Here is a 23,971-nt window from a genome sequence, read left to right as displayed (position 1 = left end):
TGCAGGAGATTCGGCGGGTTGCAGGACGATTCGGGCCCGATTCCTCCTGCACGTCGCCGATTCTCCTGCAGATGTCGGGATGCTGAGGCAGATCCCGCAGTCCGGGCGTGCGCCGCAGCAGCCGGGCGAGCCGTGAACGACGCACTATCCGCGGGAATCTCCCGACATCCGTGCATCGTTCACGGCCCCTGGGCTTACTCCCTGTCGGCCATGACCTCGAAGACGTCCGTCGACTCCTCGGCGGAGGCGAGACGGCGTTCCTCGCGGCGGGCCCGTCGCTCGGCGCGCTTGGCGATCCGGCGATCCCGGCGGCGCTCAACGAGCGTGTACAGGACCGGCACCAGCACCAGGGTGAGCAGTGTCGATGAGACCAGCCCGCCGATCACCACGATCGCCAACGGCTTCGAGATGAACACGCCGCCACCGGTCAGGCCGAGCGACATCGGCACCAGTGCGAACACCGTCGCGGCCGCCGTCATCAGGATCGGGCGCAGACGCAGACGCGTTCCGTGCTCCACGGCCTCGTCGAGGCTGGCGCCTGCCACCCGTAGTCGGTTCACGAGGTCCATCAGCACGATGGCGTTCGTCACGACGATGCCGATGAGCATCAGCAGTCCGATCAGGGCGGGGAGCCCCATCGGCGTACCGGTGAGGAGGAGCCCGAGGATCGCACCGGTCGCCGCGAACGGGATCGAGATGAGCAGCACGAGCGGGCCGCGGAAGTTGCGGAACGTCGCCACCATCACCAGCAGCACGAGAACGATGGCCCCCAGCATCGCCAGACCGAGCTGACTGAACGCCTCGTCCTGCTGAGCGGACGCGCCGCCCTGTTCGAACGTGACCCCCGCCGGCAGATCGGTCTCGGCGATCGCCTCGTCGATCGCCCGGCTGGCCGCCGACAGACCGCCCTTCTCCGGCGTGACCGTCAGCGTGACCTGACGCTCGCCTTCCGCGCGGGTGATGGTCGGAGCTGTGAGCTCCTCCTCGATCGACGCGATCGCGGCGAGAGGGATCGCCGTACCAGTGACCTCGGTGAGCGCCTTCTGCTCCGCCTCGGCGGCCTCGGCCTCGACCTGCTGGGCGGCGGCGTCGGTGCGGCTCTGCCGCAGGGCCTTGATCTGCTCGTCCGCCGCCGTGATGCCGGACTGCGCGCCTTCGATCGCACCTTGCAGCGCCGCGAGCTGCTCGGCGCGCTCCGTCTGCGCCTGGAGCACAGCCTCATCCTCAGGGCTCAGCGGGTCCGCGGGGATGATCGGTGCCGCCGACAGTTCCGCGAGCTGCTTGTTCAGGGCGCCGATCTGACCCGCGAGCTCAGCCCGCTGCTTCGTGGCCGTGTTGATCTGCGAGTCGAGTTCGTTCTCGGCCTTGGCCTTGGCCTCGTCCGCCTTGGCCTTGGCCTTGGCTTCGAGCGCGTCGGCGGCCGCCTTCTGCGCCTCGGCCGTCTGCTGAGCCGTGACGGGCAGCATGATCTCGCCGAGCTTGTCGGCGGTTCGCGCCGAGCCCGGCGTGCGCACGACGATGTCGCGCTCTCGACCCTCGTACATGAGGGTGCCGACCGTGGCGCCCGAGAGCGCCTCCTGCACGGCCTTCGCGATCGTGGTCCGGTCGAAGCCGAGGCGCGCGGCCAGCGGCTCGTCGACCTTCACACGCAGCACCGGCTGCTCGCCCGCGAGCTCGCTCTTCACGGATCGCACCCCGTCGGCGTCGGCGAGCTGTGCTTCCAGCAGATCGCTGGCGGTCCGCAGCGCGGCCGGGTCGTTGCCCTGGATCGCCAGGGCGATGCCGTCACCGGCACCCGCGAGGGAGGCATCCTGCGAAGCGAGCTCGATCTTCCCACTGTCGGCAAGGCCGTCCAGCGCCTTCTGCACCTTCGACTCGACTGCGGCGACGTCGGCTCCGTCCTTCACCCGCAGGTCGTAGGTGATCGACGTCGGGGTGCCGGGTGTGGGGACGGGGATCGAGGTGGTGATGTCGTCGATCTCCGCGATCTTCCCGAGCGTCTTCTCGACCGGCTCCGCGGCGGCGACCAGGTCGGCCGTTGCTTCTGCTGGAGGCGTCTGCACGACCTGCAGGCTCGCCTGGCCCGATGAGCCGAGGAAGTCGGTCTGGATGAACGGCGTCATACCCAGCGTCGCGACGAGCAGCAGCCCAGAGGCGACCAGGGTGATGACCGGGTGTCGACGGGTCGCGTTCAAGGCCGGCATGAACGTGCGCTGCAGGCGGTCGGGAGCCGTGTGGATCTCGTCGAGCTCGGACGGCACCTCGTACTCGGGGGCGGGCGTCTGTGCGACAGCCACAGCAGGGGCGGCAGCAGGGGTCGGGAGCGCAGCCGTCGCTTCCGGAGCCTCCGCGGCGAGCGGCACCTCGTCGGCCGATCCCTCGGCCACTGGCTGAGCCGCATCGGCGTCTGCGGCACGGTGCTTCGGGGCCCTGTTGAGGAACCAGGAAGCGAGCACCGGCACGATCGTCAGCGAGACGACGAGCGAGGCGAGCAGGGCGATCGAGACCGTCACCGCGAACGGTCGGAACAGCTGCCCGGCGATTCCGGAGACGAAAGCGATGGGCAGGAAGACCGCGACGGTGGTGAGCGTCGAGGCGGTGATGGCGCCGGCCACCTGGCGCACCGAGGCGACGATGCCATCGGTGGTGAGCGGGCCGTCGCCGCGGCGTCTCGAGATGTTCTCGATCACCACGATCGAGTCGTCGACGACACGTCCGATGGCGATCGTGAGCGCGCCGAGGGTCAGGATGTTGAGGGTGTTGCCGCTCCACCACAGGCCCACGAGGGTGATCAGCAGCGACAGCGGGATCGACACGGCCGCGATCACCGTCGAGCGCCACGAGCGCAGGAACGCGAGGATCACGAGGACCGCGAAGAGGAGGCCCAGCCCACCCTCGACGGAGAGGTCGTGGATCGACTGCTCGATGTAGGGCGCCTGGTCGAAGATCGTGACGAACTCCGCCTCGAGGATCGGAGCGAGCCGGTCGAGCTCGGCGTTCACGCCGTGCGAGATGTCGACGACGTTGGCTCCCTGCGACGGGATGATCTGGAGCGTGAGCGACGGGTTACCGTTCACCCGCGAGATGGTCTGTGCCGGCACCGTCTCGATCGAGACGTCGGCGAAATCGGCGACAGTGACGGCGCCGTCGGGCGTCGGCACCGGGAGGGCCTGGATGTCTTCGAGAGTGGCGAGTCGCGACCCCACGGTGATCGACACAGGGCCCTCGGCGGAATCCGCCTGCCCTGCCGGAAGGGCGGCGCCGTGCGCCTGGAGGATCGGACCGAGCGTCGAGGGCTCGACCTTCAGGCGCGTGACGTCTGCGGGGCGGAGGTCGATCGTGATGCGCTGTGTCTCCTGGCCCGCGAGCTCGACACCGCGCACACCGGGCACGCCCTTGAGTGCTGGGACGGCGGTCTGCTGCAGGGCGTCGCCGAACGTCTCCTGGTCGACGCTGGTGCCAGCGCTGAGTACCATCGCCGGCAGATCACCGGCACCGCCCGACGCCACCTGGACCTCCGTGCCCGAAGGGAAGCCCGGCTTCAACGACTCGGTGGCACTGCGGATCGTACGCAACGTCTCCTCGTCGTTCTCGCCGAACGACCATTCGACGAGAATCTGCGCAGCCCCGCTGGATGTGGTGGAGGTGACGCTCGTCACGCCGGGGACGGCACGGACCGCCTGCTCGACGGGCTCGGTCACGCTGCTCGCCATCTCCTCGGGCGCGAGACCCTGCGACTGGGCGGAGATGAACGCCATGGGCGCCTGCAACGACGGCATCAGCTCCTGCTTGAGCGAGCCCATCGAGATGAGGCCGAGAGCGACGATCGCCAGTGTCGCGAGCGACAGGATCAGGCGATTCTTGAGGCTGCTGCGTGTGAGGAACGACATGGAGCGGTGAGGTCCTTTGTGCGGGGTCGCAGCGGCGGGCACAGTGGCACGCGCGCGACGCGGAAGCCGCCTGTGATCACTCGACTCTCGTCACCCCGTGCCGAATCCTGTGGTTCCGGCTCAGCGCGACGAGAGGCGACTGAGCTCCGGCGACACGATCGACGATTCGAGCCTGCCGGGTCGCACGCGCCGGGACATCCTCCCGCAGTACGATCCTCGTCCCCCTGTGGGACTACTCGGAGGCGTCGTGACCCGACGATCGGCCTCCCCGCACGTCGCCGATTCTCCTGCGGGTCGCACAGATGTGCCTGCCGAGATCCCCTCGATGGCACGGCGGATGCCCCGTGGAGCAGAATCCCCACGAGGCACCCGCGATGTCGCGCGGGCTGCGACGCTGCAGGATGCCGGGACGCAGTGCCCGGTCGCCGCGATGGTCGACGCACCCGCGCACCGACGGTGCAAGGTCTCCTCCCCCGAGGACGCCCGCACCGCCGGGGCTGCGGCTACGCCGTCATCGTGCGACGACGCAGCAGGGCGAGACCGCCGAGGAGCAGCAGCGCTCCGATCGCGAGCAGGCCCGGTGCGGGGGTACCGCCGGTCATGGCGAGACCTTCCGCTGAGCCGGTCGCGGCCGCACCGGATGCTGTTCCTGTTCCGGCGCCCACAGCGGGGTCGGTTCCGGTGCCAGAGCCCGGGTCGGTTCCGGGGTCCGTTCCCGGGTCGGTTCCGGGGTCCGTGCCCGGACCCGTGCCGGGGTTCGTGCCCGGGTCGGTTCCGGGGTTCGTCCCCGGCGTCGTGACCGTGCTCTCGCCTCCCACCGCGATGGCGTTGCCGCCGATCGTGATCGGCAGGGTCACCGGGAGCGACAGCTGCGTGCCGCCGAGGATCGAGCCGAGGCCGGTCGTGAGGCCGCCCCCGGCAAGGGGAGCGGTCGTTGTCGGCGCTGCGCCCGCGCCTCCGGTGACACTGCTGTCACCGAGGACGCCGATCGCGTTGCCGACCACCGAGACCGGAGCCGTGATGGGTGCGATCACCTGCGTGCCGCCGAGCAGCGCATCGTCACCCGACGTTTCCGCCGGGGTGCTGGGTGCGGATGCCGGTGCGGACGTGGCGCCCGCGCCTCCGGTGACACTGCTGTCACCGAGGACGCCGATCGCGTTGCCGCCCACCGTGATCGGTGCGGCGATGGGAGTCGCCACCTGGCTGCCGCCGAGCAGCGCATCATCGCCCGAGGTGCCGCCGGACGGTGCCGGAGTCGATGCGGGCGCGGATGCTGCCGACGCTCCGGTGACACTGCTGTCACCGAGGACCGAGATCGCGTTGCCGCCGACCGTCACCGGTGCGGTGACCGGAGCGACGACCTGCGTTCCACTGCCGATGCCATCCGATCCGTCCGTCGCCGCCTCGCTCGGGGCGGGGGATGCCGGTGCTGCGGCTCCCTGTCCTGCCGGGGCGCTGTTGCCACTGGTGCCGAGCAGCGACACCGAGTTGCCGGTGACCGTCACCGGCACATCGACCTGCAGCAGCGCCTGGGTGCCCGAGAGGACGCCGTCGATGCCGTCGGTCGTGACGGAGGGCACCCCGGCCGCGGGAGTCTGGGCCTGGGGAGCCTCACTCTGGGAAACCGCGGTCGGAGTGCTGGTCGAAGAGGTGCCCAGAAGGCTCACCGCATTGCCCGTCACGGTGACGGGAACGGTGACGGTCACGGCGGCCTGGGTGCCGGAGGCGGTGCCGGACTCGCCGCTCGTCACCGGCGCAGGCGCGGGCGCCGGGGCTGGAGCCGGGGCTGGTGCTGGAGCCGGTGCCGGGGCGGTCGAGGTGCCGAGCACCGAGATCGCGTTGCCCACGACGGTGAGCGGCGCGGAGACCGGGGCCAGCGCCTGAGTGCCGGAGAGGAGTCCGTCTTCTCCCGATGTCTCGGCCGCGTTCGCGGCCGTCGCGCCGAGCAGGGTGATCCCGCCGGCGATGAGCGTCCCCCAGAGGGCACGCTTCAGATATGTACGCATGATGTTGCTCCTGACTGGGTGTGGGGTGTCTGGGATGTGCGCGCGCATCTGGGGTGCGCGCAGCACAGCATCTGTCGTTCACGGAGAACGACGTGACAACCCGTCAGTCAGGAGAGACGTCGGTGTCGGCGACCGGAGACGCCGGAAGGGCGTCGTCGGATGCGCCGGCAGCCCGCTCCCAGGCACGGAGCGGGGGCACGCCGGAGTCGCTGAGGCGAGCATGGGCGTACGAGGAGGCTCCGCCGGGACCGGCGGAGGAAGTCGGGGATGCGGGAGTGCCCGGCGGGGCGCCGGGGGCGCCGTCTGCGGGGAGATCAGCCGGAGTCGCATCGTCGTTGAGACCGACGACCGGCGGGGGCACGGAGGCCCCGATCGAGGTGCGCGCGAGCGCCGCGGGCGCGTTCTCAGCCCCTTTGCCGGACGTGACGATCGTCGATGCGGTCGAAGCCGCGTCGGTGACTGCGGGCGACGGCGGAGTGCTCGGCACGACGTCGGTGTCGGGAGTCACCGGATCGAGTGCCTCGAGCACCGGCGGAAGGGTCTCGGATGCGACTCCGCCGATGAGTCCGGTCGCGTCGTCGACGACGCCGACGACATCTCGGACGACGCCGCTCACGCCGAGGTCGTCGACGAGGCCCCCGACCACAGGAAGGCCGGTGACGGCATCCAGGATCGGATCGGTGACCTGCGCGACCGGGGAGTCGGTGAGGAGGTCGGTGACCGGGGTGGTGACGGCCTGCGCCGTGTCAGCGACCGCGATCACCACGGGTGCGGCGGCAGGGCCGACGACGGGGACGGCGGCAGCGGTCTGCGTGACGGCCTTCACGACCGGCGGAGCGGCCTGCTGCGCGGGCGCGACCACGGTCTGCACGACCGGTGCGACGACCTGGGTGACGACGGGAGCGACGACCTGGGTGACGACGGGCTCGGTCACCGAGGTGACCGTCTGGCCGACAAGCGAGGTGAGTCCGTCGAGAGGGCCGTCATCGCTCTCGTCCGCGTGCGCGGCACCGCCGTTGAAGATCGCGAATGCGGACCAGAGGAGCACGCCGAGGCCGCCCCAGATGACGCCGGCGGGTACGCCGCGTCGGGTGGCCCGAGCATCCACGTCAACCTCCCCCTCCGAAGGCAACGCACGTTCACACGAAGTGCATCGATTGCCGGAGACCTTACTCGCACGTACACCCCCTGTCTAGGGGGTTTTCCTCTCGCTGCCGGGGATGTCGATCCGTGACGCGCCCGGGAGAATCTGAGCTTGACTTTCCCCAGGTTGTACACATTCCTCCCCAGAGGGGGCAACCTTCAATCGAATATTGAAGCTGTTTCTCATCCACAGGGTGGGGAAACAGAAAAGCCCAGGTCAGTAGCAATAAGAAAGTTCTTCTGGCGACCCCTCCACCGAGTTATCCACAGCGGTTCTGCACAGACACTCCGATCTTGTTCGCACACTTTGCACAGGGTTATCCACAGGCCGTGTTGCATGTGGATAGCGCCCCTCGTAGCGTTAGCGAGCGACCGAATGTCGGAGGCGTCTGGTTCGCTGTGCAGGTGGCCATCGCGTGGCCGATGCGCATACGGCTCCACCTCTCAAGTCGGAGCCATGCACTCAGAAAAGTCGCATCGAAGGGAACAGTGTGTCGATCGCGGACATCTCGCAGGACCGCCTCGGAGGGCAGCGTTCTCCTGAGCGCGTGCCGCCGCACGACCTCCTCGCCGAGCAGAGCGCCCTGGGCGGCATGCTCCTGTCGAAGGATGCCGTCGCCGATGTGATCGAGACGCTCAAGGGCGCCGATTTCTACATCCCGAAGCACGAGCTGATCTTCGAGGCCGTGCTCTCGCTCTACTCGCACGGCGAACCGACCGACGTCGTCGCCGTCACCGACGAGCTCATCAAGACGGGCGAGCTGGGGCGGGCCGGCGGTGCCGACTACCTGCACACGCTCACCTCGATCGTCCCCACCGCCGCCAACGCCGGCTACTACGCGGGTATCGTCTCGGAGCGCGCGATCCTCCGCCGCCTCGTCGACGCCGGAACGCGCATCGTGCAGCTCGGCTACGCGGGCGAGGGCGACGCGACCGACATCGTCAACAACGCCCAGGCCGAGATCTACTCGATCACCGGATCCGAGACGGCCGAGGACTACGTTCCGCTGCAGATCGCGGTCGACGCCGCGCTCGAGGAGATCGAGGCCGCCAGCGGTCGCGACGGCTCCATGACCGGCGTTCCCACCGGTTTCAAGGAGCTCGACGAGCTCACCAACGGCCTCCACGGTGGCCAGATGATCGTCGTCGCCGCACGACCCGCGATGGGTAAGTCGACGCTCGCGCTCGACTTCGCGCGATCGGCGTCCATCGGCCACAACATCCCGTCGGTGTTCTTCTCGCTCGAGATGGGCAAGAGCGAGATCGCGATGCGTCTGCTCAGTGCCGAAGGGCAGATCCCGCTGCAGAACATGCGCAAGGGAAACCTCGATCCTCGCGACTGGACGACGGTCGCCGCCACCCGCGGGCGCATCAACGACGCTCCGCTCTACATCGACGACAGCCCCAACATGACGCTGGTCGAGATCCGCGCGAAGTGCCGTCGGCTCAAGCAGCGCGAAGGCCTGCGTATGGTCATCATCGACTACCTGCAGCTGATGACGTCGGGCAAGCGCGTCGAGTCGCGTCAGCAGGAAGTCTCGGAGTTCTCGCGTAGCCTCAAGCTCATCGCCAAGGAGCTGCAGGTTCCCGTCATCGCCCTGTCGCAACTGAACCGTGGTCCCGAGCAGCGCACCGACAAGAAGCCTGCGATCAGCGACCTGCGTGAGTCCGGCTCGATCGAGCAGGACGCCGACATGGTCATCCTGCTGCACCGCGACTCGGTCTACGACAAGGACGTGCGCCCCGGCGAGGCAGACCTGATCGTCGCCAAGCACCGTAACGGTCCGACCGCGACCATCACCGTCGCGTTCCAGGGGCACTACTCGCGCTTCATGGACATGGCGCCGGGCGGCGACTTCCACTGAGTGCAAGTCCTGGGCCGACATGCCGCGATCCGCGGGGTGACGACGGGGTTCGCGATGGTTGCCGCGGTGTCCGCGGAGGCACACTTTAGCTACCTTGATAGAACCTCAGACCTCACCTCGACGGTCGGCGAGGGCGCGAGAGGAGCAACACGATGGGCGTCGTATTCCCGGCAGGGTCATTCTCGGTCACGACCACAGACGGTGACATCGTCATCCTGCGTATCTGCGATCTGTGCGGTGCGGCTGTCGCCGAAGCCGACGGCACCGATCTCGCGTTCCACAAGCGATGGCACCGGATGACCGGTTCGGGCAACTGGATCGACCCCGAGACCCGCCGTCACCACGGTCCCGCAAGCCCTTTCTCTCCGCACGGATCGGTCTGACGGGATGTGCGCCCGGGATCTCTTACGGCGATCTCGGGGTGATGATCACGCATGCCTTCCGGCATGCAGCCACTGCTCGGGCGTCACCTCGGGGTGGTCGAGCCAGTAGTCGGCGTAGTAGTCCATGAGGGGCGCGTACTCGTCGACGATGCGGCGCAGCTCGTGGATCGAATCCGCCCCCTCGGGGGCGATGTCCACCCGCAGGTCCAGGCGGGCGCGACGCGCGCCACGCACGGTCGTGATGATCGACGAGGACAGATGGCGCCTGCCCTCGCCTCCGGCCGTGAGCCCTGCCTCGAGCGATTGCAGCAGGCGCTCCTCGAACGGCAGATCCTTCGCGGACTCGAAGTGCGCCCCCATGGCCTCGAGAACGCCCGCTCCCACCAGCCCGTTGCCCAGCGCGGCGAAGCCGTCGCCGACAAGGTGGCCCGCGTACAGCTCGCCCTCGACGAAGTCTCCGGTGTGGGCGGCGACACGGCCATCGTCGAGAACGACCCCGATCTGCCGGTACCGGAAGAACGGGTCGGTGGTCGACAGCGCCGCGATGATCGACCGCGGATCCAGACCGGTCTGTCCGAGATCCCACGCCCGTTGGCCGAGACGCCAGTCGGAATGCCACTGGCTGGTCACCGCCACTCCTCCCGCCACCTGCGGACAGCGTGACGCGAGTGCGATCGAACCGGTGCCCTGGCACACTCCCACCGCACCCGTGCGGGGATCGGTGGCGATGATGCTGAATGTCATGACTCTCCTCTCGTGCGAGTGGGGGCGCGCCGTCGGCCCGCCCCCACTCTGAAGGCGCTCAGCGCGCCGTGATCTCCCAGCGGATGACGATCTTTCGCAGCACCCGCACCGCAAGGTTGAGCAGGATTCCCAGGACCGACAGGATGATCAGCAGTGCGAACACGGCCGCCGTCTCCATCCGCCCCTGGGCCTGCAGGATCAGCACGCCGAGACCCTTCTGCGCCCCGACGAACTCCGCCACGATCGCGCCGATCATCGAGTTCGCCACGGCCAGCTCGAGTCCGGAGAAGATCTGCGGAAGCGCGGCGGGCAGCATGAGCCGCGTCTGGATCTGCAGCGGTTTCGCGCCATTCACGCGGAACAGGTCCAGCTGATCGCGATCGACCCCGCGGAACCCGTGCAGAGCATTCACGAGCATCGGGAAGAACGCCAGCAACACCACGACGACGACCTTCGACGGCATCCCGAAACCGAACCAGATGATGAACAGCGGCGCGACAGCCACCTTCGGGATCGACTCGATCGCGACGATGTACGGGAACACCACGGCATAGGCGGTGGGAGACTGCGCCAGCACGATGGCCAGCACCAGTCCCGCCACGACACCGATGACGAGACCCGACAGCACGATCGTCATCGTCGAGGCGGCGTTCTCCAGATACCGCGGGAGCGCCGCCGGATCGAACAGGGCCGCCAGCACGTCGCTCAGCGGGGGCACGACGTACTCGGGGGTGTTCGTCCACCCCGGCAGGAACTGCCACGCGAGGAGCAGTACCGCCAGCAGGCCCAGAGACGCGAGAGTGCGCTTCATGGGAGTGTTCACGAGGGCCCGGCGCTGTGTCGGGATCTGCACCGTGACGGTCATGCTGCCACCTCGAAGTGACGACGGATGTGGGCAGTGAGCGCCGCGAACTCGGGATCGCCGAGCAGCTCGGGGGTCCGCGTCTTCCCGAAGGGGATGTCGATGATCTCCGCGATCCTTCCCGGACGGGCAGTCATCACCACGACCCGCTCGGCGAGGAACACCGCCTCGCTGATGCTGTGGGTGATCAGTACCGCGGTGGTCGCAGTCTCCCGCCAGATGCGGTTCAACTCCACGTTCAACGCGTCGCGGGTCATCGCATCCAGGGCGCCGAACGGCTCATCCATCAGGAGCACCGCCGGATCGTGCACGAGCGCCCGGCAGATCGCGGCACGCTGCTGCATGCCGCCCGACAGCTCATGCGGATGCTTCGACACGAACTCCGCGAGACCCACCATCGTCAACAGACCCGTGGCGTGAGTGCGGTCGTCCGCCGTGATGCGCCGTTTCAGGCTCAGCGGCAGCAGCACATTGTCGAGGATGTTCAACCACGGCAACAGCGTCGCCTTCTGGAACACCATCCCTGCCTCCCCGCGCGGGGTGCCGATCGGTACGCCGGAGATCGTCGCCGACCCGGCCGTGTGCTGCTCCAGACCCGCGAGGATCCGCAACAGCGTCGTCTTGCCGCACCCACTCGGTCCGAGGATCGAGACGAACTCGCCCTCACCGATTCCCAGGTCCACATGCGAGAGTGCGGTCACATCCCCGGTGCGGGTCTGATAGACCTTCGACAGGTCTTCGATCTCGATCAGCTTGTTCACAACGCCTCCAATCCATAGACACGACACAGGTTCTCGTTCAGTACACGACGCGCCAACCAATCAGCCTGCGTCGTCGTCCACAGCCGATCGGCCACCCCTGACGCGAGCGCCCGGTCCAGCAGTAGACGCCCGCGGGCCACCGACGCGACATGGAACTCCGGCTGCCCGGTGTCCGTCCCGAACATGACCTTGTCCGCCGGCAACAGCTCCAACCACTCCTGCAGCATGCGTTCCAGCGCGTGGTGGTGCAGATACGGCATCCAGGAGAAGTCGACGAACACGTTCCCGTGCGCCTGGCTGAGCGCGGCGAGATGCGACGTGTACGGATATCCGCCGTGGATGAGGATCACCCGCAGCCGATTCAGCGCACGATCCGACAGCAGCGGCTCGAGAAGGCGAGGATCGGCCCCCGACAGCAGCAGCCCCGGTTCGGCGTGGCCCATGCCGGTGTGAATCTGCATGGGCAGCTCGCGCTCCACCGCCAGCTCCGCGATCGCGAAGACCAGGTAGTCGGCGAGGGCGGTGTACGCCGGGGTCTCCAGCGCTCCCGCATCCTGTCGCAACAGCGCGTACGCCGCCTCGGCCTCCTCGCGTGAACGCCGCGTGAAGTCGAGCGAACGCACGTAGGCCGAGGCGATCTTCAGCCCGACGAACCCGCTCTCCTGACGCCGGATGATCGAGCTGCGCACGAACTCGAGGTAGGCGCCGAGAGTCGCCGGCGGTTCGCCGAGTCCCTCGGCATCCAGCAGATCCCGCAGGATCGAGCCGAACACCCTCTGGAACCTCGGGGTGTCCGAGCCGCGACGGCGAAAACCGGGGTGACCGAACGGATACAGGTACGGGTCGATCCGTCCGATCGGCTTGTACCGTTCGGGGGACCAGGACTGCGCGTCGATCGAGGGGATGTCGGTGAGCACGAGGGCCGTCCCCGACACCTCCAATGCGCGGTCGTACAGGCCGGGGAAGTCCTCCTCGCGCTGCTGGGTGCTCACCCGGACGGCGTCTGCGTGGTCGAGCTCGCCGTAGAGGGCACGGGTTCCCTCCGCCAACGAGACGCCGTAGACCGATGTCGACTGGAAGACGCTGCTCTCATCGAAGAGCGCCTGGATGCCGTGGTCTGCCTCCAACTGTGCGAGCACACCCGCGTCGCCGGAGGCTCGGGCGGCGATGAACGCGTCGAAAGCCTCGACAGGAAGGTTCGCCTCGATGTGACCCATGGCGTTCTCGCGCTGGAGGGCGTCGATCCCCTCCAGCCGCTCGCCGGGTCGCACATATCCCGCGTGGGAATGGTGATCGATCGCCGGGACACCGGCGGTGAAGGTCGGATTGCTCACTCGGCGCTCCAGTTCTCTGCATCGGCGACGACCGCGTCGGCGTCGAAGTCGTTGTAGGCCTCGACGAAGGTGTTCGGTGCTGCGGCGACCGTGTCGACGGCGGCGTCGATGATGCCGGCATCCAGAGCGAATGTGCCCCAGGCCGTCAGTGCGTCCTCGTCGTATGCACCCCACGACTGCGCGGCCTGGGGGTCACCGGCAGTCAGCAGGGCGATCCGCGCGTTGAGCGCGACCAGGTCGACCCTCAGCTGGTCGTCGATCGAGTTGCCGGCCACGAGAGTGTCGGGGTACTCGTCGTACATGATGCGCAGCGCCGCCTCGGGGTTGGTCGCCGTGAACAGGGTCGCCTTGGCCATGGCACGCCCGAAGCCCTCGATCACCTCCGGGTTGTCTGCCACGAAATCGGCACTGGAGAAGTACGTCGTGGAGAACAGCAACGCGACCTCATCCGTCGTGAAGTAGCGCAGGGGAGTTCCCTGAGCCTCGAACGCCGCGTACTCGGTATCCCACAGCGACAGCGCATCGACCTGGCCGGTCTTCAGTGCCTGCAGCGCGGCCGCGCCCGTCCCCACGGCCAGATGCGTGTAGTCGACGTCGGGCTCCAGTCCCGCCGAGGCGAGGATCCCCTCCGACAGCAGCATGTTCGAGGTGCCGAGACTGTACTGGCCGATCGCTGCGCCTTCGAAGTCTTCGAGCGACGTGATCGGGCTGTCCTCGAGCACTGCGAGCGAACCGGTCTGCTTGCGGATGTAGTTGTAGACGAGCTGCAGATCGCTGCCCTTCGTCATCGCCTGCCAGATCGGCTCGGGGGGCGTGCTGCCGATGTCCAGCGAGCCGGAGTCGATACCTTGCACGATCGAGGTCGAGTCTCCCGTCACGACGATGTCGACCTTCAGGCCTTCGTCCTGGAAGTACCCCAGCGCCTCGGCGACGGCCATCGGCGAGTTGTTGGCGCCCATGTTCGTGGGCAGACCGAACTCGACCGTGGTCAGGGCTTCGGTCGAGCCGTCGGCGCTGCCCGAGTCGGTCGAGCAGCCAGCGAGAGTAGCGATCATTGCGGCAGCGGTGAACGCGGCAGCCGTGGTCCGGATGGTCTTCATGGTGTCTCCTTGCACATAGTCGGGGTGGTGCGGTTCGGGTGGAGCGGTAGTGAAGGTAGAGCGTTTTCGGCATCGCCGAACACCGCTGCCGTCGGACGACGAAGCGGACGTGCAGGGGGTGCGGCATCGGTGCCGCACCTCGGATCAGGTTGTGACGGGCGGGGCTGCGGAGGGTGGGGTCACCACCCACAGTGCTTCGCCGACGGAGTCGCCGACGTTCACGATGCTGTGCGGGGTCGACGTGCGGTAGTCGATGCTGTCCCCGGGCTCGAGGATGAACTCCTGGTCGCCGAGGTTGAAGCGGAAGCTGCCTCGCAGGATCACGCAGATCTCCTGCGAGTCGCCGTGCGTGTAGTTCTCGCCTCCTTCGCCGTGGCCGGGCTCGTACTCCGAGGTCAGCACCTCGACGTTGCCCAGCGGCGGTTGGGTGATGCTGAAGTGTCGAACCGAGTTGCCCGATGAGAGCATCGGACGCTCGCCACGACGCAGCACCGTGCCCACCGCGGGCTGTGCGCTGAACAACTCGGTCCACGGAATGCCGACGGCCGCGGCGATGCGACGCACGACATCCAGGCTCGTGTTGGCCTGGCCGTTCTCGATCTGGCTGACATACCCGGCACTGATGGATGCACGGCGCGCGAGTTCGCGCGTGGACATCTGCCGTAGCGTGCGCAGCTCACGCACGCGAGCGCCGAGATTGCTGTCGTCCATCACGACCTCCCCTCTCCGGTAATCAGTTCGATTACCTCCAGTAAGCACACTGTAAACTGGCGGGGGTTCGCAGACAAGACGTTTGTGTTACGGAATCGTAAACTGTGACGCGGAGCGGGGGAGAAGATGAACGGCCGGCATGTACGCGAGGACTACTCCGCACGTGCGGCCGAGTATGTGGAGTTCCTCGGCGACATCGAACAGATGGATGAGATCGACCGGGAGCGCATCGGAATCTGGGCAGAAGGCATCGATGGACGGGTTCTTGATGCAGGGTGCGGCCCGGGGCACTGGACGGCATTCCTCGCCGACCGTGGGCATGACGTCGAAGGCATCGATCTGGTGCCGGAGTTCATCGCCCACGCTTCCACGCGGTATCCGCACGTCCCGTATCGGGTGGCAGCGCTGGAGCGCACCGGTATCGAAGGGGGCTCACTCGGCGGCATCCTTGCCTGGTATTCACTGATCCACGCCGATGCTGAAGAGCTCCCCGCTCTCCTGGCCGGCGCCCGACTTCTGCTGCGCCCCGGAGGGCGCCTGCTCCTCGGATTCTTCGACGGGGTGGACGGCGAGCCTTTCGCGCACGCCGTCACCACCGCCCACTACTGGTCGATCGAGGGGATGACGGCGCTGCTCGAAGGGGCGGGATTCTCGGTCGTCGACAGCGAAGCGCGAGTGCAGGATGGACGACGCCCGCACGCGTCGATCAGCGCGATCGCGGTCCGATCCGACTGAGGAGAGCGGGAGGTCGGATGCCTACTGCCGAAGCTCCTGTCGAAGCTCCGTCGCCATGGGGACGGCGGGGGCGGCGGAGCGGTGCGGCCAGGTCCAGGCGGTGCGCAGGATGAAGGCCAGGATCACGACCTCGACGCCGATGGTGAGGGCGTAGTAGACCGCATAGTCCCCGGTCGCCCCCGCCGCGTTGAACACCATGATGGGGATGTACAGCGATGCCACGACGAGGTTGGTGACGCGGTTCACACGTGCGGGCAGGGTCATCGAGAGCATCACCATCAGTGCCGGGATCGCGATGACCACGAAGAAGATCGACATCAGGGCCCCGCTGATGTCGAACGTGAAGATGACACCACCTCGGATCTCGTCGATCTCGCCGGGCTGATAGAGGTGGAAGTAGTCGATGTAGATGACGAGGAACATGAGGCTGGTCCATGCTGCGGCGAGTCTGGCCTGCACGGGGATCGGAGGGTTGTCGAGCGGGTTCCGGGTGTTCGTTCGGGTGGACATGATCCTTCTTCCTGGTCAGTTTCGTACACCGTACGACGTACGCTGTACGAAGAGCGTACAGCGTACGATGCTCACACGGTGAAGAATTCTCATTCCGTTCGTCCATGTGAGGAGACACGTGTCTGCGAAGGAACAACGCCAGGTCGCGTCAGACGCGGGGCTCAGCAAGCAGCGCGTGGTGGTCGAGGCGGTCCGCCTGGCTGACAGCGAAGGCGTCGACGGGCTGAGCATGCGTCGGCTGGCTGGCGAGTTGGGCGCGGGCGCGATGTCCCTCTACCACTACGTGGCGAGCAAGGAGGAGTTGCTGGACGCCATGATCGACAGCGTCTTCGAGGAGATCGAGCTCCCGCCTGAGCAGGCCGACTGGCAGTCGGCGATCCGTCAGCGGGCGGTATCCGCGCGACAGGTTCTCGCACGCCACCCGTGGGCGATCGGTCGCATGGAGTCACGCACATCGCCGGGGCTCGCGAACCGCCGCCATCACGAAGCGGTCACCGCCTGCCTGCGGAAGGCGGGATTCTCCGTCGTGATGGCGACGCACGCCAACTGGTTACTCGACAGCTACGTCTACGGTTTCGCACTGCAGGAGGCCAGCCTGCCGTTCGACACGGCCGGCGTGTTCGCCGACATGGCCGAGGGCGTCTACCTGCCCCAACTTCCTCCCGACGAGTTCCCCTACCTCAACGAGTCCGCCGCGGCGCTCGTCGCTGCCGGCTACGACCCGGCGGAGGAGTTCCTCTTCGGCCTCGACCTCGTACTCGTTGCGCTCGAGCCGTTGAGAGCCTCCGCCTAGTCGCGCTCCGGGGCCGTCGCGCGGACCCTCTGCAGCCGGCGGATCCTGCTCACGGCGTCACGGTGGCGACCACGCGCCGATTCATCTGCATCTCTTCCGCTGTCGTTGCGTCCGCGACCGCGGGGTCAGCAGAACCGCGTCCCTCGGTCGTCATCCGAGATGCGTCGATGCCGTTGCGCGCGAGCCATGCCTTCGTCGCATCCGCGCGGGCGAGGCTCAGAACGTCGTTCTCCGCGTCGCTGCCTGTGGCATCGGTGTGCCCGGTGATCAGGATCTCCCCGGTCGTCGACGCGAGGAAGTCGCGCAGCTGGTTCAGTGCCGGCAACGCACTCTCGCCGAGCGTGGCGCTTCTGGTCGCGAACAGCACATCGGCTCCGAGCGTCGCCTGCACGGCCCCGTCGGTCGTGGTGCTGAACGACAGATCCTCGTAGGAGCCCGGCGCTACGATCCCTGTCGAGAACGAGGTCTCCGGGCCAGGACCCGTTCGAGGCTTGTCGATCATGACGACCTCCGCGTTCGCGGCCTCGATGAACGCGCGCCAGATCGCTTTCACCCCGTCACGTTGTGGGGGTGTGAGATCCGGCTGAGGTGCGGAACCGTACCCGAAAGCGACCAGGGTCACCGTGGTTCCCTCCGGCATCATGGGGAGGTAGCCGTTCTGCTCCGCGACCTCGACGACGACCTTGCTCGTCCCGGGGGCCAGAATCCCCGGCGTCGTCAGCATCGGATAGCCCCGATCGCTGAGGCCGCTGTCGATCACGATGATCGATGCGGCGACGGCGCCGTCGGCCACTGCCTGGTCGCGCGCCACAGCGAGCGCTGCCCCCAGATCATTGCCGTCGGAGTCGGCGGTCACATCGGCGATCGCGTCGATCACCGCGGCGACCACGCGGTCGACGTCGTTGCGCGTGGCTTCGGGGTTGATCGTGCTGATCGTGTAGCCGGACACCTGGAACGCGACGGCGGGGGTGCCGTCGTTCGCGACCACGGTGATCGGTGCTTCGTTGCGCACCGCCGCCTCGAGGACCGGTGCGAGCTCGACCGGAACCTGCGCGGCAGGCATGTTGGCATGCGCGCCCGCGACGAAGATGACCGCATCGGTGGGGTCTTCTGCGGTGCATCCGCAGTTGTCGTCCTCTGCACTCGAGCATCCCGAGAGCACCAGGATCGCGACGAGGATGCATGCGAGGGAACTCCACGGCGCCCTCACAGTGCACCCCCCTCAGCCGGGAGCCACGGGTTCGGCGCGCTGGCCCAAGCCGGAACAGCGAACGCGGTGCGCTGGTTGAGCGGGTGATCCGCGTCTCCCGGTGCGCGGCGCAGATAGGCGCGGATCTGGTTCGCCGCCCGCCGCTCGTAGTGGTTCGCGAGAGACGCCACGCGCGCCTGCAGCGCCTCGAAAAGCGTCGTCAGATGGCCGACGAGTTCGGCGTCTTCGAGTTCGCGGGCGGACAGCTCGCTGAGCGTGGCCTTGTGGCGCCCGATGAGGGGAGCGGCCGCGCGGGCGGTCTCGCGATCGCGGCGCTCCCGCCGCTGCGCGGGAGAGAGGTGCGCCTCGCTCTGCGGCACACGATCGTATGCGGCGGGGTCGGTCGCCGATGCGGCCTCGATCTCGGCGGCACCAGCGGCGATCCGGCGCCGGAGCGAGGCGATCACTCGGAGGTGCTCTCGGTGCTCGTCGATCAGCGGCCCCGCGATGCGGACGGCCTCGAGCAGCTCCCATTCGCACAGGGTGGACAGCTCGGCGGCGAGGCCGCGCAACGACGCGGAGGGCTGGGAGTCGCCGACGATCTCGTGTGCGAGCTTCTTCTGCGCGTCGCGACGACCGATGAACCACGCGTCACGCATGCGCAGGAGGAAGGGGTAGGGGATGGGGCGGGACAGCGGCTTGTTCATCGCCGTGTAGTGCGTGGTGTGAGTGCTCACGATGGGTTCCTTCACTTCGAAGCGGAGTCGGTGGTGTCGGGCAGGGGCAGGTCCAGACCGCTCGTCGCGGTCGGGTTGCCGAGGTGGATTGCCACCTCGGTGCGGGCGAGCTCGCGCAGCTCGCGGTTGAAGGCATGAAGCCCGCGGATGGCCTCGTCGCGCTCCTCGGGCAGCCGGTCGAGGCGGATCTCCGCCATCGCCTGGTTTTCATTCAGACGCACGAGCGAGCCTTCGAGTTCGGCGACGGTGACGTTCGAGGACGCGAGACGCCGTTCGAGATGGCGGAAGAGCGCCTCCGCGGGCGTCAGGGTGATCTTGTACCCGTCGACCCAGGCGAGCATGGCCACCGCGAGCATGGCCACCGCCAGAGCGACCGCGATGCCGAGCTCGGCGCCGACCCCGTCCTCAGGCCCCGTGCCTCCCTCGTAGTCGAGCGTCGATGAGTTGACGGCAGCTGCCTGCACACGCAGGAAGAACAGCGCGATCACCATCGCCACGGTGGCCAGAGCCACCACGATGCTGATCGGCCTCTTCCGCTGGGTGAACATCGCCCCGCTGCTGAACGCCGCGCTCACCGAGATGAGCGCGAACGCCGTGGCGCAGATCAGCGACTGCCACGGCTCACCGCGCAACAGGCCGTTGAAGGCCGGGATCGCGATGAAGATGTCCATCGCGCCGGCGAAGATGAGCACGGCGAGCGCCCAGGTGCGCGCGGTGCTGCGGGATCGGGACGATGCCGTCGCGCGCGACAGTGAGCCGTGGTCGGGCGCGAGACCGGAAGCGGCCTCGGAGGACACCGCGGGCTGCGGTGCGGATGTGGTGATCGCGTTCATGCGGAGAGCTCCTCGGAGTCGGAGTCGGAACGGCCGTCGGCAGGAGCCGCGACCGGGAAGCCGATCACAGGCGGCGCCGTGACCTCGGTGCCGGGGGCCAGCTCCCGGTCGGAGGATCTGTCGGCGGTCGTCTCCGCGCGCGATACCGCGAGCACGCGGGACGCGGTGGCGGGCGCGGCCGAGGGCGCGGCTGCTCCCTCATCCGTGCGGGCGGCGAAGCCCCAGCCCCGCAGGATGCGTGCGCGGGCATCGGTGATCTCGGCGAGTGCGGAGCGCATCGTGGTGAGCTCGCGGGAGACGACGGCCTTGTCCTGAACCGTCTGGGCCAGGAGAAGCTGGGCGATCTCGGTGCGGCTGGTGTGCTCCTGTTCGACCTTCTGGCGCCAGGTCGCGAGCCAGGAGGAGATCTCCTGGGACAGCGCCTCCAGGTTGTCCTGGTCGAGAGCGCCGGCTGCGGCGAGTGTCCCGACCTTCTGGCGCACGAGCGTGCGGAAGGAGTCCGCACCGTCGTGCGGATCGACCTGGTTCGCCGCGTGCGGCAGCGGCATCCGGGTGTCGGGGTTGGAGATGGTCGTGATGCGACCGGGATCGGTGCGGTGCTCGGTCAGCGCGAGCGGGCGAACATCGGTGTTCACTGGCGTGCGGGAGAAGAGGTTCTTCACGGCGGTTGCGCCTTTCTGGAGGGGGTGGTGCAAACGTACGAACGAGGAAGTCCGGGAGAGGGTTCCGGGCCCGAACAGGACCCGGAACCCGACAGAACGGGACGGCTTCTGTCACCGGCCGGCGGTCAGCTCCACTTGATGCCGCAGACAGGGCACTTGACGAAGCGGTTCGGATAGGCGCATTCGGTACCGCAGCTGCGGCACACGTACATCGCGCGGGCGAGCGGACTGGTCATGTCAATCACCTCCCTCGGTGGGTTCGCGGCGTACTCGCGCACCGCGGAGGATGCGCGAGTACTGGTCATCGGTCAACAGGCCGCAGTCGAAGTAGGCGACGTCGACGGCGTCGAGGCTGTCGGGCTCGAGGAAGATCTGGTTCGCGGAGGCGATCTGCCGGTACCGGGGGATGTAGGTCCACGTCGAGAGGATCGTGACGAGTTCTTCGCGACCGAGCTCGCCTCGGTTCGCCAGTCGCACCGCGTCGAGGGCAACGCAGAGCCGCGGGCTGCGAGGATCGCGGGGGACCGCCGTCATGCGGCACACGTCATGTCCGTCTGACGCGTCGCGGCGTGCACGGCAGACATCAGTGCGGCACGAGAGCGGGCTGCGCTGGCAGCCCGCTCGGCATCTGCGGCTGCCTCCGCCATCCGCTCTGCCTCCCAGCGGGCCTGGCAGAACCGGCGCCATTCCTCCGGGTCGCGGTAGGTCTCACTGGTGAGGTGGTACCCGGCGCACGAAGCGCACTTGTAGAAGCTGGTTTCGCGACGGTTCGAGTGCCCCGTCTGGAACAGCTCGAGAGAGGCGACCCGGCGGGCTCCCTGCAGCGCGTGCGCTGCCTGGTGCGAGTCCCGCAGGCGCACCTTGCCCGTTGCGGGGCAGAAGGTGCGGGTGTGGCGGTTGATCGTGAGCGCTCCGGTGCGCCGCGAACCCTGGTAGCGGGACTTCGTCGTACGTGCCATTTCGTTCTCCTCGTCAGTGGTGGTGAGGAGAGTCAAGAACAGTGGTGCGGGCAGGGGAATCGGATCGGCGGATTCGGGCGGCCCTCATGACAAAGCGATACCGGAACTGTCAGAAGAGGCCATGAACGAGGCGAAACCGGCTGTTGCCCCTTGCTGCGGCGGGATTCGTCCTGCCAGTGTTCCGTCATGACCGAGGAAAAAAGGTACTCTTCCGCCGAGAAGCGGAGTCTTCTCGCCGCGTACCGCGATGCGCAGAACAACGCCCCGCACACGATCGAGATCTTCCTCGACGTGATCGACGTCCCGCTCGCCCGACTCGCGAAGTGGCAGTGGCAGCTGGATCACGGCGAGCTGATCGGGGACGAGGAGGAGAACCTCCCCGTCCTCGTCGGCGACGGCAGCCTGCTGCTCCTCGGACGCACTCTGCGATCGGTGCTGACCCAGAGCGGACGTCCGGGCAGGATCTCGCACGATTCCGCCGTCGCGAAGGTCGTGTACGACGAGAGGGGCGACTGGCGCGTGGACTACCTCGCCCGAGCTCGCTCGGCGCTGACGGCCGTATTCGACGCCTTCGCGCTCGACCCAGGGGCCGTGATCTCACCCCACAGCGACACCGCGACCTCTGCGGAGGCGGTCGCCGCCGTGCGAGCATCGTGGGGCCTCGATCACCTTCCCCGCATCGAGTGGGATGAAGGCGTGATCGCACCAACCGCTGATCGGCGCGTCGACCGGTGGGCTGAGACGATGTGCAGCAGCCCGATCGCGTATGAGGCACTGCGCACCTGGTACCGGAGCCGACCGGCGACCGAGTCGGCCCGTCTCGCCGTGGTGTCCGACAAACCCCCGGTGTGGAGAGCGCGGGCCGAGAAATGGCCGCCGCCTGCGGAGCGAGCGTGGATCCGTGACTTCGCGGAGAACCGTCTGGGTGAGCTGCCCGATCTCACCACTCTGATCGGCGATGACAGTCAACTGAGCGTCGTGCTGCGCCTCGCCGTGGCGCAGGTCGATTCCTACGTGCAGCTGAGCGAGGGATACGGCGGCATGAAGATCTTCTTCCAGCAGTACATCGTGCGGCCGTGGCAGGGCTACACGATGATGGATCTTCGCACGGAGAAGGAGAAGAGCGACGGGCTCGAGCCCAGCTCGCGGGATGAGCTGATCGTCGCCGCGGTCGTCGCGATGTGTCTGCATGGCGTCGTCAACGACTGGAATGAGGCCGCCGCGCAACAGACGATCGATCGCATCTTCGCGCTTCAGAGGCCGGGAAGCGCGGAACGCCCCGAGATGAACTATCGGGCGCGATCCGTAGCGAGCCGGCAGGCCCAGGCCCGTTTTCCGAAGATCCAAGCACTCCCGGGCAAGAAGCGCCCGGGATACATCGAGAAGGCGCATCCGCGAGTCTTCGACATGTTCTGCGCCGCCGAGTTGCTCCAGCTCGCGCCCGGCGCCACTACTGCCGATGCCTTCATACAAGCCCGAAGTCGAGTCACCCTGGAGATGGTGCACAACGAGAAGAACGCAATGGTGTCGATCCTTGCCGACCTCGCGGCGAACCTGGCGATCGCTCCGCGAAGAGTTCGCAAGCAACTCGATCCGAAGGTGGTCGCCAGGATCCGGGGTGGGCTGCAGCGAAACCCGGCGAGCAAAGCACTGGGCGCCGCCGACTATCGCAATGAGGCGCTGGCGCTGCAGAACTCTGACTATGACGGGGCCATCGCGAGTGGGATGAAGGGCCTGAGCAGCCTCCGCATGCAGCACGCCCAAGGGCTGCGCCGCGATCGCGACATGCTCATCATGGAGGAGCAGCTGGAGATGAATCTCGCCGGCTCCGCGATCCAATGGGTGGAACAGCTCCTCGCGGGTGAGAAGACGTGGCAGCGTGACGTGGTGCCACGGGAGCAGTGGGAGCGGTTCAGCAATTTCGCCGTGCATCACGCGACGGAGGCGGTCGCGATCATCGAGCATCTCCTGGCGGAGGGGGAACTCGAGGGCCAGCGGTACAACGACGGGTTCCTGGCCGATGCGAACTTCGTCTACAAGGCGCACGACATCCTCTACCGATGCACGGGCGCCGCCGCGGTGGCGGCGCTGACGTTCCCGTTCGGTGAGCCAGGACGCGGTGAGGCGCTGATCGGGCAGCTGGAGACGGTCCACCTCGGCGTGACCACCATCGCTCATCCCATCGCGCCCGGCGAGCTGCCGCGGCTGATGCATTCGATGCTGCTGCACACATTCCTCACGGGCGGGATCCTTCCCGCGCTCCAATACAAGAATCTGAACCCGGCGCTGTTCGACAAGGATGCGGTCACGCGCGTCCTCGACGAGAGCGAGATCGGGGATCCGAGCGCCCGGACGGTGATGACCTACAACCGGATCGCGCTGTTGACGGACTGGCTCATCAGCCGCAACTGGAACGCCGGATGGATCGGATCCGTCGCGGAGGGCTCGCCGGTGTGGAAGACGCTGGAGGACCGCAGCGGAGGGCTCTATGCGAGGTGGCGAAGCGACTTCGGCGAGCTCCTGCTGGGCGCCGAAGCGCCCGACGGCAAGCGCCCGTCGTCGGCGAACTACTCGTTCCACGTCAACGCGCCGAGACCGAAGGATCTCGACTCCCCAGACAGCCCGCGCATCGCCCGGTCCGACTGGAACGGCGAACGGCACGGTCTCATCGCCCCCCTGTTCGCTTCCCAGACGCCCGATGACGATGTCCAGGAACATCAGATGGGTGACCGGCGGGACTGATCGTCCCGCCGG

General features: G+C 67.8%; 21 protein-coding genes. 5 read left to right on the top strand and 16 right to left on the bottom strand.

Features of this window, described 5'->3' with window-relative positions; translation table 11 throughout:
- Positions 1-194: 194 nt before the first annotated feature.
- The 3 genes from MRBLWO12_RS15290 to MRBLWO12_RS15280 form a co-directional block, all read right to left on the bottom strand.
- A complete protein-coding gene (locus MRBLWO12_RS15290; protein WP_363556961.1) occupies positions 195-3,890 on the bottom strand; it encodes an efflux RND transporter permease subunit in 3,696 nt (1,231 codons plus the stop codon).
- Positions 3,891-4,393: 503 nt separating this feature from the next.
- Complete coding sequence (locus MRBLWO12_RS15285) at positions 4,394-5,896, bottom strand: chaplin family protein (RefSeq protein WP_363556959.1); 1,503 nt, start codon at positions 5,894-5,896, stop codon at positions 4,394-4,396.
- 103 nt (positions 5,897-5,999) lie between these two features.
- Positions 6,000-7,004 carry a hypothetical protein gene (locus MRBLWO12_RS15280; RefSeq protein ID WP_363556957.1) on the bottom strand — a complete coding sequence of 335 codons (1,005 nt, stop codon included), beginning with the start codon at positions 7,002-7,004 and terminating at the stop codon, positions 6,000-6,002.
- A 526-nt stretch (positions 7,005-7,530) separates the two neighbouring features.
- On the opposite strand from MRBLWO12_RS15280, the gene dnaB reads away from it, so the two are divergent.
- Entirely contained in the window at positions 7,531-8,904 is a 1,374-nt protein-coding gene (gene dnaB / locus MRBLWO12_RS15275) for a replicative DNA helicase (RefSeq protein ID WP_141874585.1), read from the top strand.
- A gap of 152 nt (positions 8,905-9,056) precedes the next feature.
- Entirely contained in the window at positions 9,057-9,287 is a 231-nt protein-coding gene (locus MRBLWO12_RS15270; RefSeq protein ID WP_363556955.1) for a histidine ammonia-lyase, read from the top strand.
- A 45-nt stretch (positions 9,288-9,332) separates the two neighbouring features.
- On the opposite strand, the gene MRBLWO12_RS15265 is transcribed toward MRBLWO12_RS15270, so the two are convergent.
- The 6 genes from MRBLWO12_RS15265 to MRBLWO12_RS15240 form a co-directional block, all read right to left on the bottom strand.
- Positions 9,333-10,031: a DUF1028 domain-containing protein gene (locus MRBLWO12_RS15265; RefSeq protein ID WP_363556953.1), complete on the bottom strand. Its 699-nt coding sequence runs from the start codon at positions 10,029-10,031 to the stop codon at positions 9,333-9,335.
- A 58-nt stretch (positions 10,032-10,089) separates the two neighbouring features.
- Positions 10,090-10,896, bottom strand: a complete 807-nt coding sequence (locus tag MRBLWO12_RS15260; protein WP_363556951.1) for an ABC transporter permease — start codon at positions 10,894-10,896, stop codon at positions 10,090-10,092.
- Positions 10,893-11,654 carry an ABC transporter ATP-binding protein gene (locus MRBLWO12_RS15255; RefSeq protein WP_363556949.1) on the bottom strand — a complete coding sequence of 254 codons (762 nt, stop codon included), beginning with the start codon at positions 11,652-11,654 and terminating at the stop codon, positions 10,893-10,895. Before MRBLWO12_RS15255 ends, MRBLWO12_RS15260 begins: the two co-directional genes overlap by 4 nt.
- Positions 11,651-12,988, bottom strand: coding sequence for an amidohydrolase family protein (locus MRBLWO12_RS15250; RefSeq protein ID WP_363556947.1), 1,338 nt, complete (start codon positions 12,986-12,988; stop codon positions 11,651-11,653). Before MRBLWO12_RS15250 ends, MRBLWO12_RS15255 begins: the two co-directional genes overlap by 4 nt.
- The gene (locus MRBLWO12_RS15245; protein ID WP_363556945.1) at positions 12,985-14,088 is read right to left on the bottom strand and encodes an ABC transporter substrate-binding protein; all 1,104 of its coding nucleotides are present in this window, start codon (positions 14,086-14,088) and stop codon (positions 12,985-12,987) included. The genes MRBLWO12_RS15250 and MRBLWO12_RS15245 overlap by 4 nt, the downstream gene beginning before the upstream one ends.
- A 144-nt stretch (positions 14,089-14,232) precedes the next feature.
- Positions 14,233-14,799 carry a helix-turn-helix domain-containing protein gene (locus MRBLWO12_RS15240; protein WP_363556944.1) on the bottom strand — a complete coding sequence of 189 codons (567 nt, stop codon included), beginning with the start codon at positions 14,797-14,799 and terminating at the stop codon, positions 14,233-14,235.
- 126 nt (positions 14,800-14,925) lie between these two features.
- Between MRBLWO12_RS15240 and MRBLWO12_RS15235 the strand changes: the two genes are divergently transcribed.
- Complete coding sequence (locus MRBLWO12_RS15235) at positions 14,926-15,534, top strand: class I SAM-dependent methyltransferase (RefSeq protein WP_363556942.1); 609 nt, start codon at positions 14,926-14,928, stop codon at positions 15,532-15,534.
- A 21-nt stretch (positions 15,535-15,555) separates the two neighbouring features.
- Here MRBLWO12_RS15235 and MRBLWO12_RS15230 read toward each other — a convergent pair whose 3' ends face one another.
- Positions 15,556-16,044 (bottom strand): DUF6326 family protein, encoded by a 489-nt coding sequence (locus MRBLWO12_RS15230; protein WP_363556940.1) that lies wholly within the window; start codon positions 16,042-16,044, stop codon positions 15,556-15,558.
- A gap of 118 nt (positions 16,045-16,162) precedes the next feature.
- On the opposite strand from MRBLWO12_RS15230, the gene MRBLWO12_RS15225 reads away from it, so the two are divergent.
- Positions 16,163-16,837, top strand: a complete 675-nt coding sequence (locus MRBLWO12_RS15225) for a TetR/AcrR family transcriptional regulator C-terminal domain-containing protein (RefSeq protein WP_363556938.1) — start codon at positions 16,163-16,165, stop codon at positions 16,835-16,837.
- A gap of 49 nt (positions 16,838-16,886) precedes the next feature.
- On the opposite strand, the gene MRBLWO12_RS15220 is transcribed toward MRBLWO12_RS15225, so the two are convergent.
- The 6 genes from MRBLWO12_RS15220 to MRBLWO12_RS15195 form a co-directional block, all read right to left on the bottom strand.
- Positions 16,887-18,047 carry an OmpA family protein gene (locus MRBLWO12_RS15220; RefSeq protein ID WP_363556936.1) on the bottom strand — a complete coding sequence of 387 codons (1,161 nt, stop codon included), beginning with the start codon at positions 18,045-18,047 and terminating at the stop codon, positions 16,887-16,889.
- Entirely contained in the window at positions 18,044-18,763 is a 720-nt protein-coding gene (locus MRBLWO12_RS15215) for a hypothetical protein (protein ID WP_363556934.1), read from the bottom strand. The genes MRBLWO12_RS15220 and MRBLWO12_RS15215 overlap by 4 nt, the downstream gene beginning before the upstream one ends.
- A gap of 11 nt (positions 18,764-18,774) precedes the next feature.
- Complete coding sequence (locus MRBLWO12_RS15210) at positions 18,775-19,596, bottom strand: hypothetical protein (RefSeq protein WP_363556932.1); 822 nt, start codon at positions 19,594-19,596, stop codon at positions 18,775-18,777.
- Positions 19,593-20,258 (bottom strand): hypothetical protein, encoded by a 666-nt coding sequence (locus tag MRBLWO12_RS15205; RefSeq protein ID WP_363556930.1) that lies wholly within the window; start codon positions 20,256-20,258, stop codon positions 19,593-19,595. The genes MRBLWO12_RS15210 and MRBLWO12_RS15205 overlap by 4 nt, the downstream gene beginning before the upstream one ends.
- A 237-nt stretch (positions 20,259-20,495) precedes the next feature.
- Positions 20,496-20,792, bottom strand: a complete 297-nt coding sequence (locus MRBLWO12_RS15200; protein ID WP_363556928.1) for a hypothetical protein — start codon at positions 20,790-20,792, stop codon at positions 20,496-20,498.
- On the bottom strand, positions 20,789-21,217 hold the full coding sequence (locus tag MRBLWO12_RS15195) for a hypothetical protein (protein ID WP_363556926.1): 429 nt from the start codon (positions 21,215-21,217) through the stop codon (positions 20,789-20,791). The genes MRBLWO12_RS15200 and MRBLWO12_RS15195 overlap by 4 nt, the downstream gene beginning before the upstream one ends.
- Before the next feature lie 186 nt (positions 21,218-21,403).
- Here MRBLWO12_RS15195 and MRBLWO12_RS15190 point away from each other — a divergent pair, with 186 nt between their 5' ends.
- Positions 21,404-23,959: a hypothetical protein gene (locus tag MRBLWO12_RS15190; RefSeq protein ID WP_363556924.1), complete on the top strand. Its 2,556-nt coding sequence runs from the start codon at positions 21,404-21,406 to the stop codon at positions 23,957-23,959.
- Positions 23,960-23,971: the final 12 nt, after the last annotated feature.

Source organism: Microbacterium sp. LWO12-1.2 (assembly GCF_040675875.1).
GTDB lineage: Bacteria > Actinomycetota > Actinomycetes > Actinomycetales > Microbacteriaceae > Microbacterium.
This window is presented reverse-complemented; position numbering and strand designations above follow the sequence as displayed.

Bases quoted from the DNA above. Each gene is read 5' to 3' on its own strand.
- MRBLWO12_RS15290 (WP_363556961.1), bottom strand. From the start codon at position 3,890: ATGTCGTTCCTCACACGCAGCAGCCTCAAGAATCGCCTGATCCTGTCG.
- MRBLWO12_RS15285 (WP_363556959.1), bottom strand. From the start codon at position 5,896: ATGCGTACATATCTGAAGCGTGCCCTCTGGGGGACGCTCATCGCCGGC.
- MRBLWO12_RS15270 (WP_363556955.1), top strand. From the start codon at position 9,057: ATGGGCGTCGTATTCCCGGCAGGGTCATTCTCGGTCACGACCACAGAC.
- MRBLWO12_RS15265 (WP_363556953.1), bottom strand. From the start codon at position 10,031: ATGACATTCAGCATCATCGCCACCGATCCCCGCACGGGTGCGGTGGGA.
- MRBLWO12_RS15260 (WP_363556951.1), bottom strand. From the start codon at position 10,896: ATGACCGTCACGGTGCAGATCCCGACACAGCGCCGGGCCCTCGTGAAC.
- MRBLWO12_RS15245 (WP_363556945.1), bottom strand. From the start codon at position 14,088: ATGAAGACCATCCGGACCACGGCTGCCGCGTTCACCGCTGCCGCAATG.
- MRBLWO12_RS15240 (WP_363556944.1), bottom strand. From the start codon at position 14,799: ATGGACGACAGCAATCTCGGCGCTCGCGTGCGTGAGCTGCGCACGCTA.
- MRBLWO12_RS15235 (WP_363556942.1), top strand. From the start codon at position 14,926: ATGAACGGCCGGCATGTACGCGAGGACTACTCCGCACGTGCGGCCGAG.
- MRBLWO12_RS15230 (WP_363556940.1), bottom strand. From the start codon at position 16,044: ATGTCCACCCGAACGAACACCCGGAACCCGCTCGACAACCCTCCGATC.
- MRBLWO12_RS15210 (WP_363556932.1), bottom strand. From the start codon at position 19,596: ATGAACGCGATCACCACATCCGCACCGCAGCCCGCGGTGTCCTCCGAG.
- MRBLWO12_RS15200 (WP_363556928.1), bottom strand. From the start codon at position 20,792: ATGACGGCGGTCCCCCGCGATCCTCGCAGCCCGCGGCTCTGCGTTGCC.
- MRBLWO12_RS15195 (WP_363556926.1), bottom strand. From the start codon at position 21,217: ATGGCACGTACGACGAAGTCCCGCTACCAGGGTTCGCGGCGCACCGGA.
- MRBLWO12_RS15190 (WP_363556924.1), top strand. From the start codon at position 21,404: ATGACCGAGGAAAAAAGGTACTCTTCCGCCGAGAAGCGGAGTCTTCTC.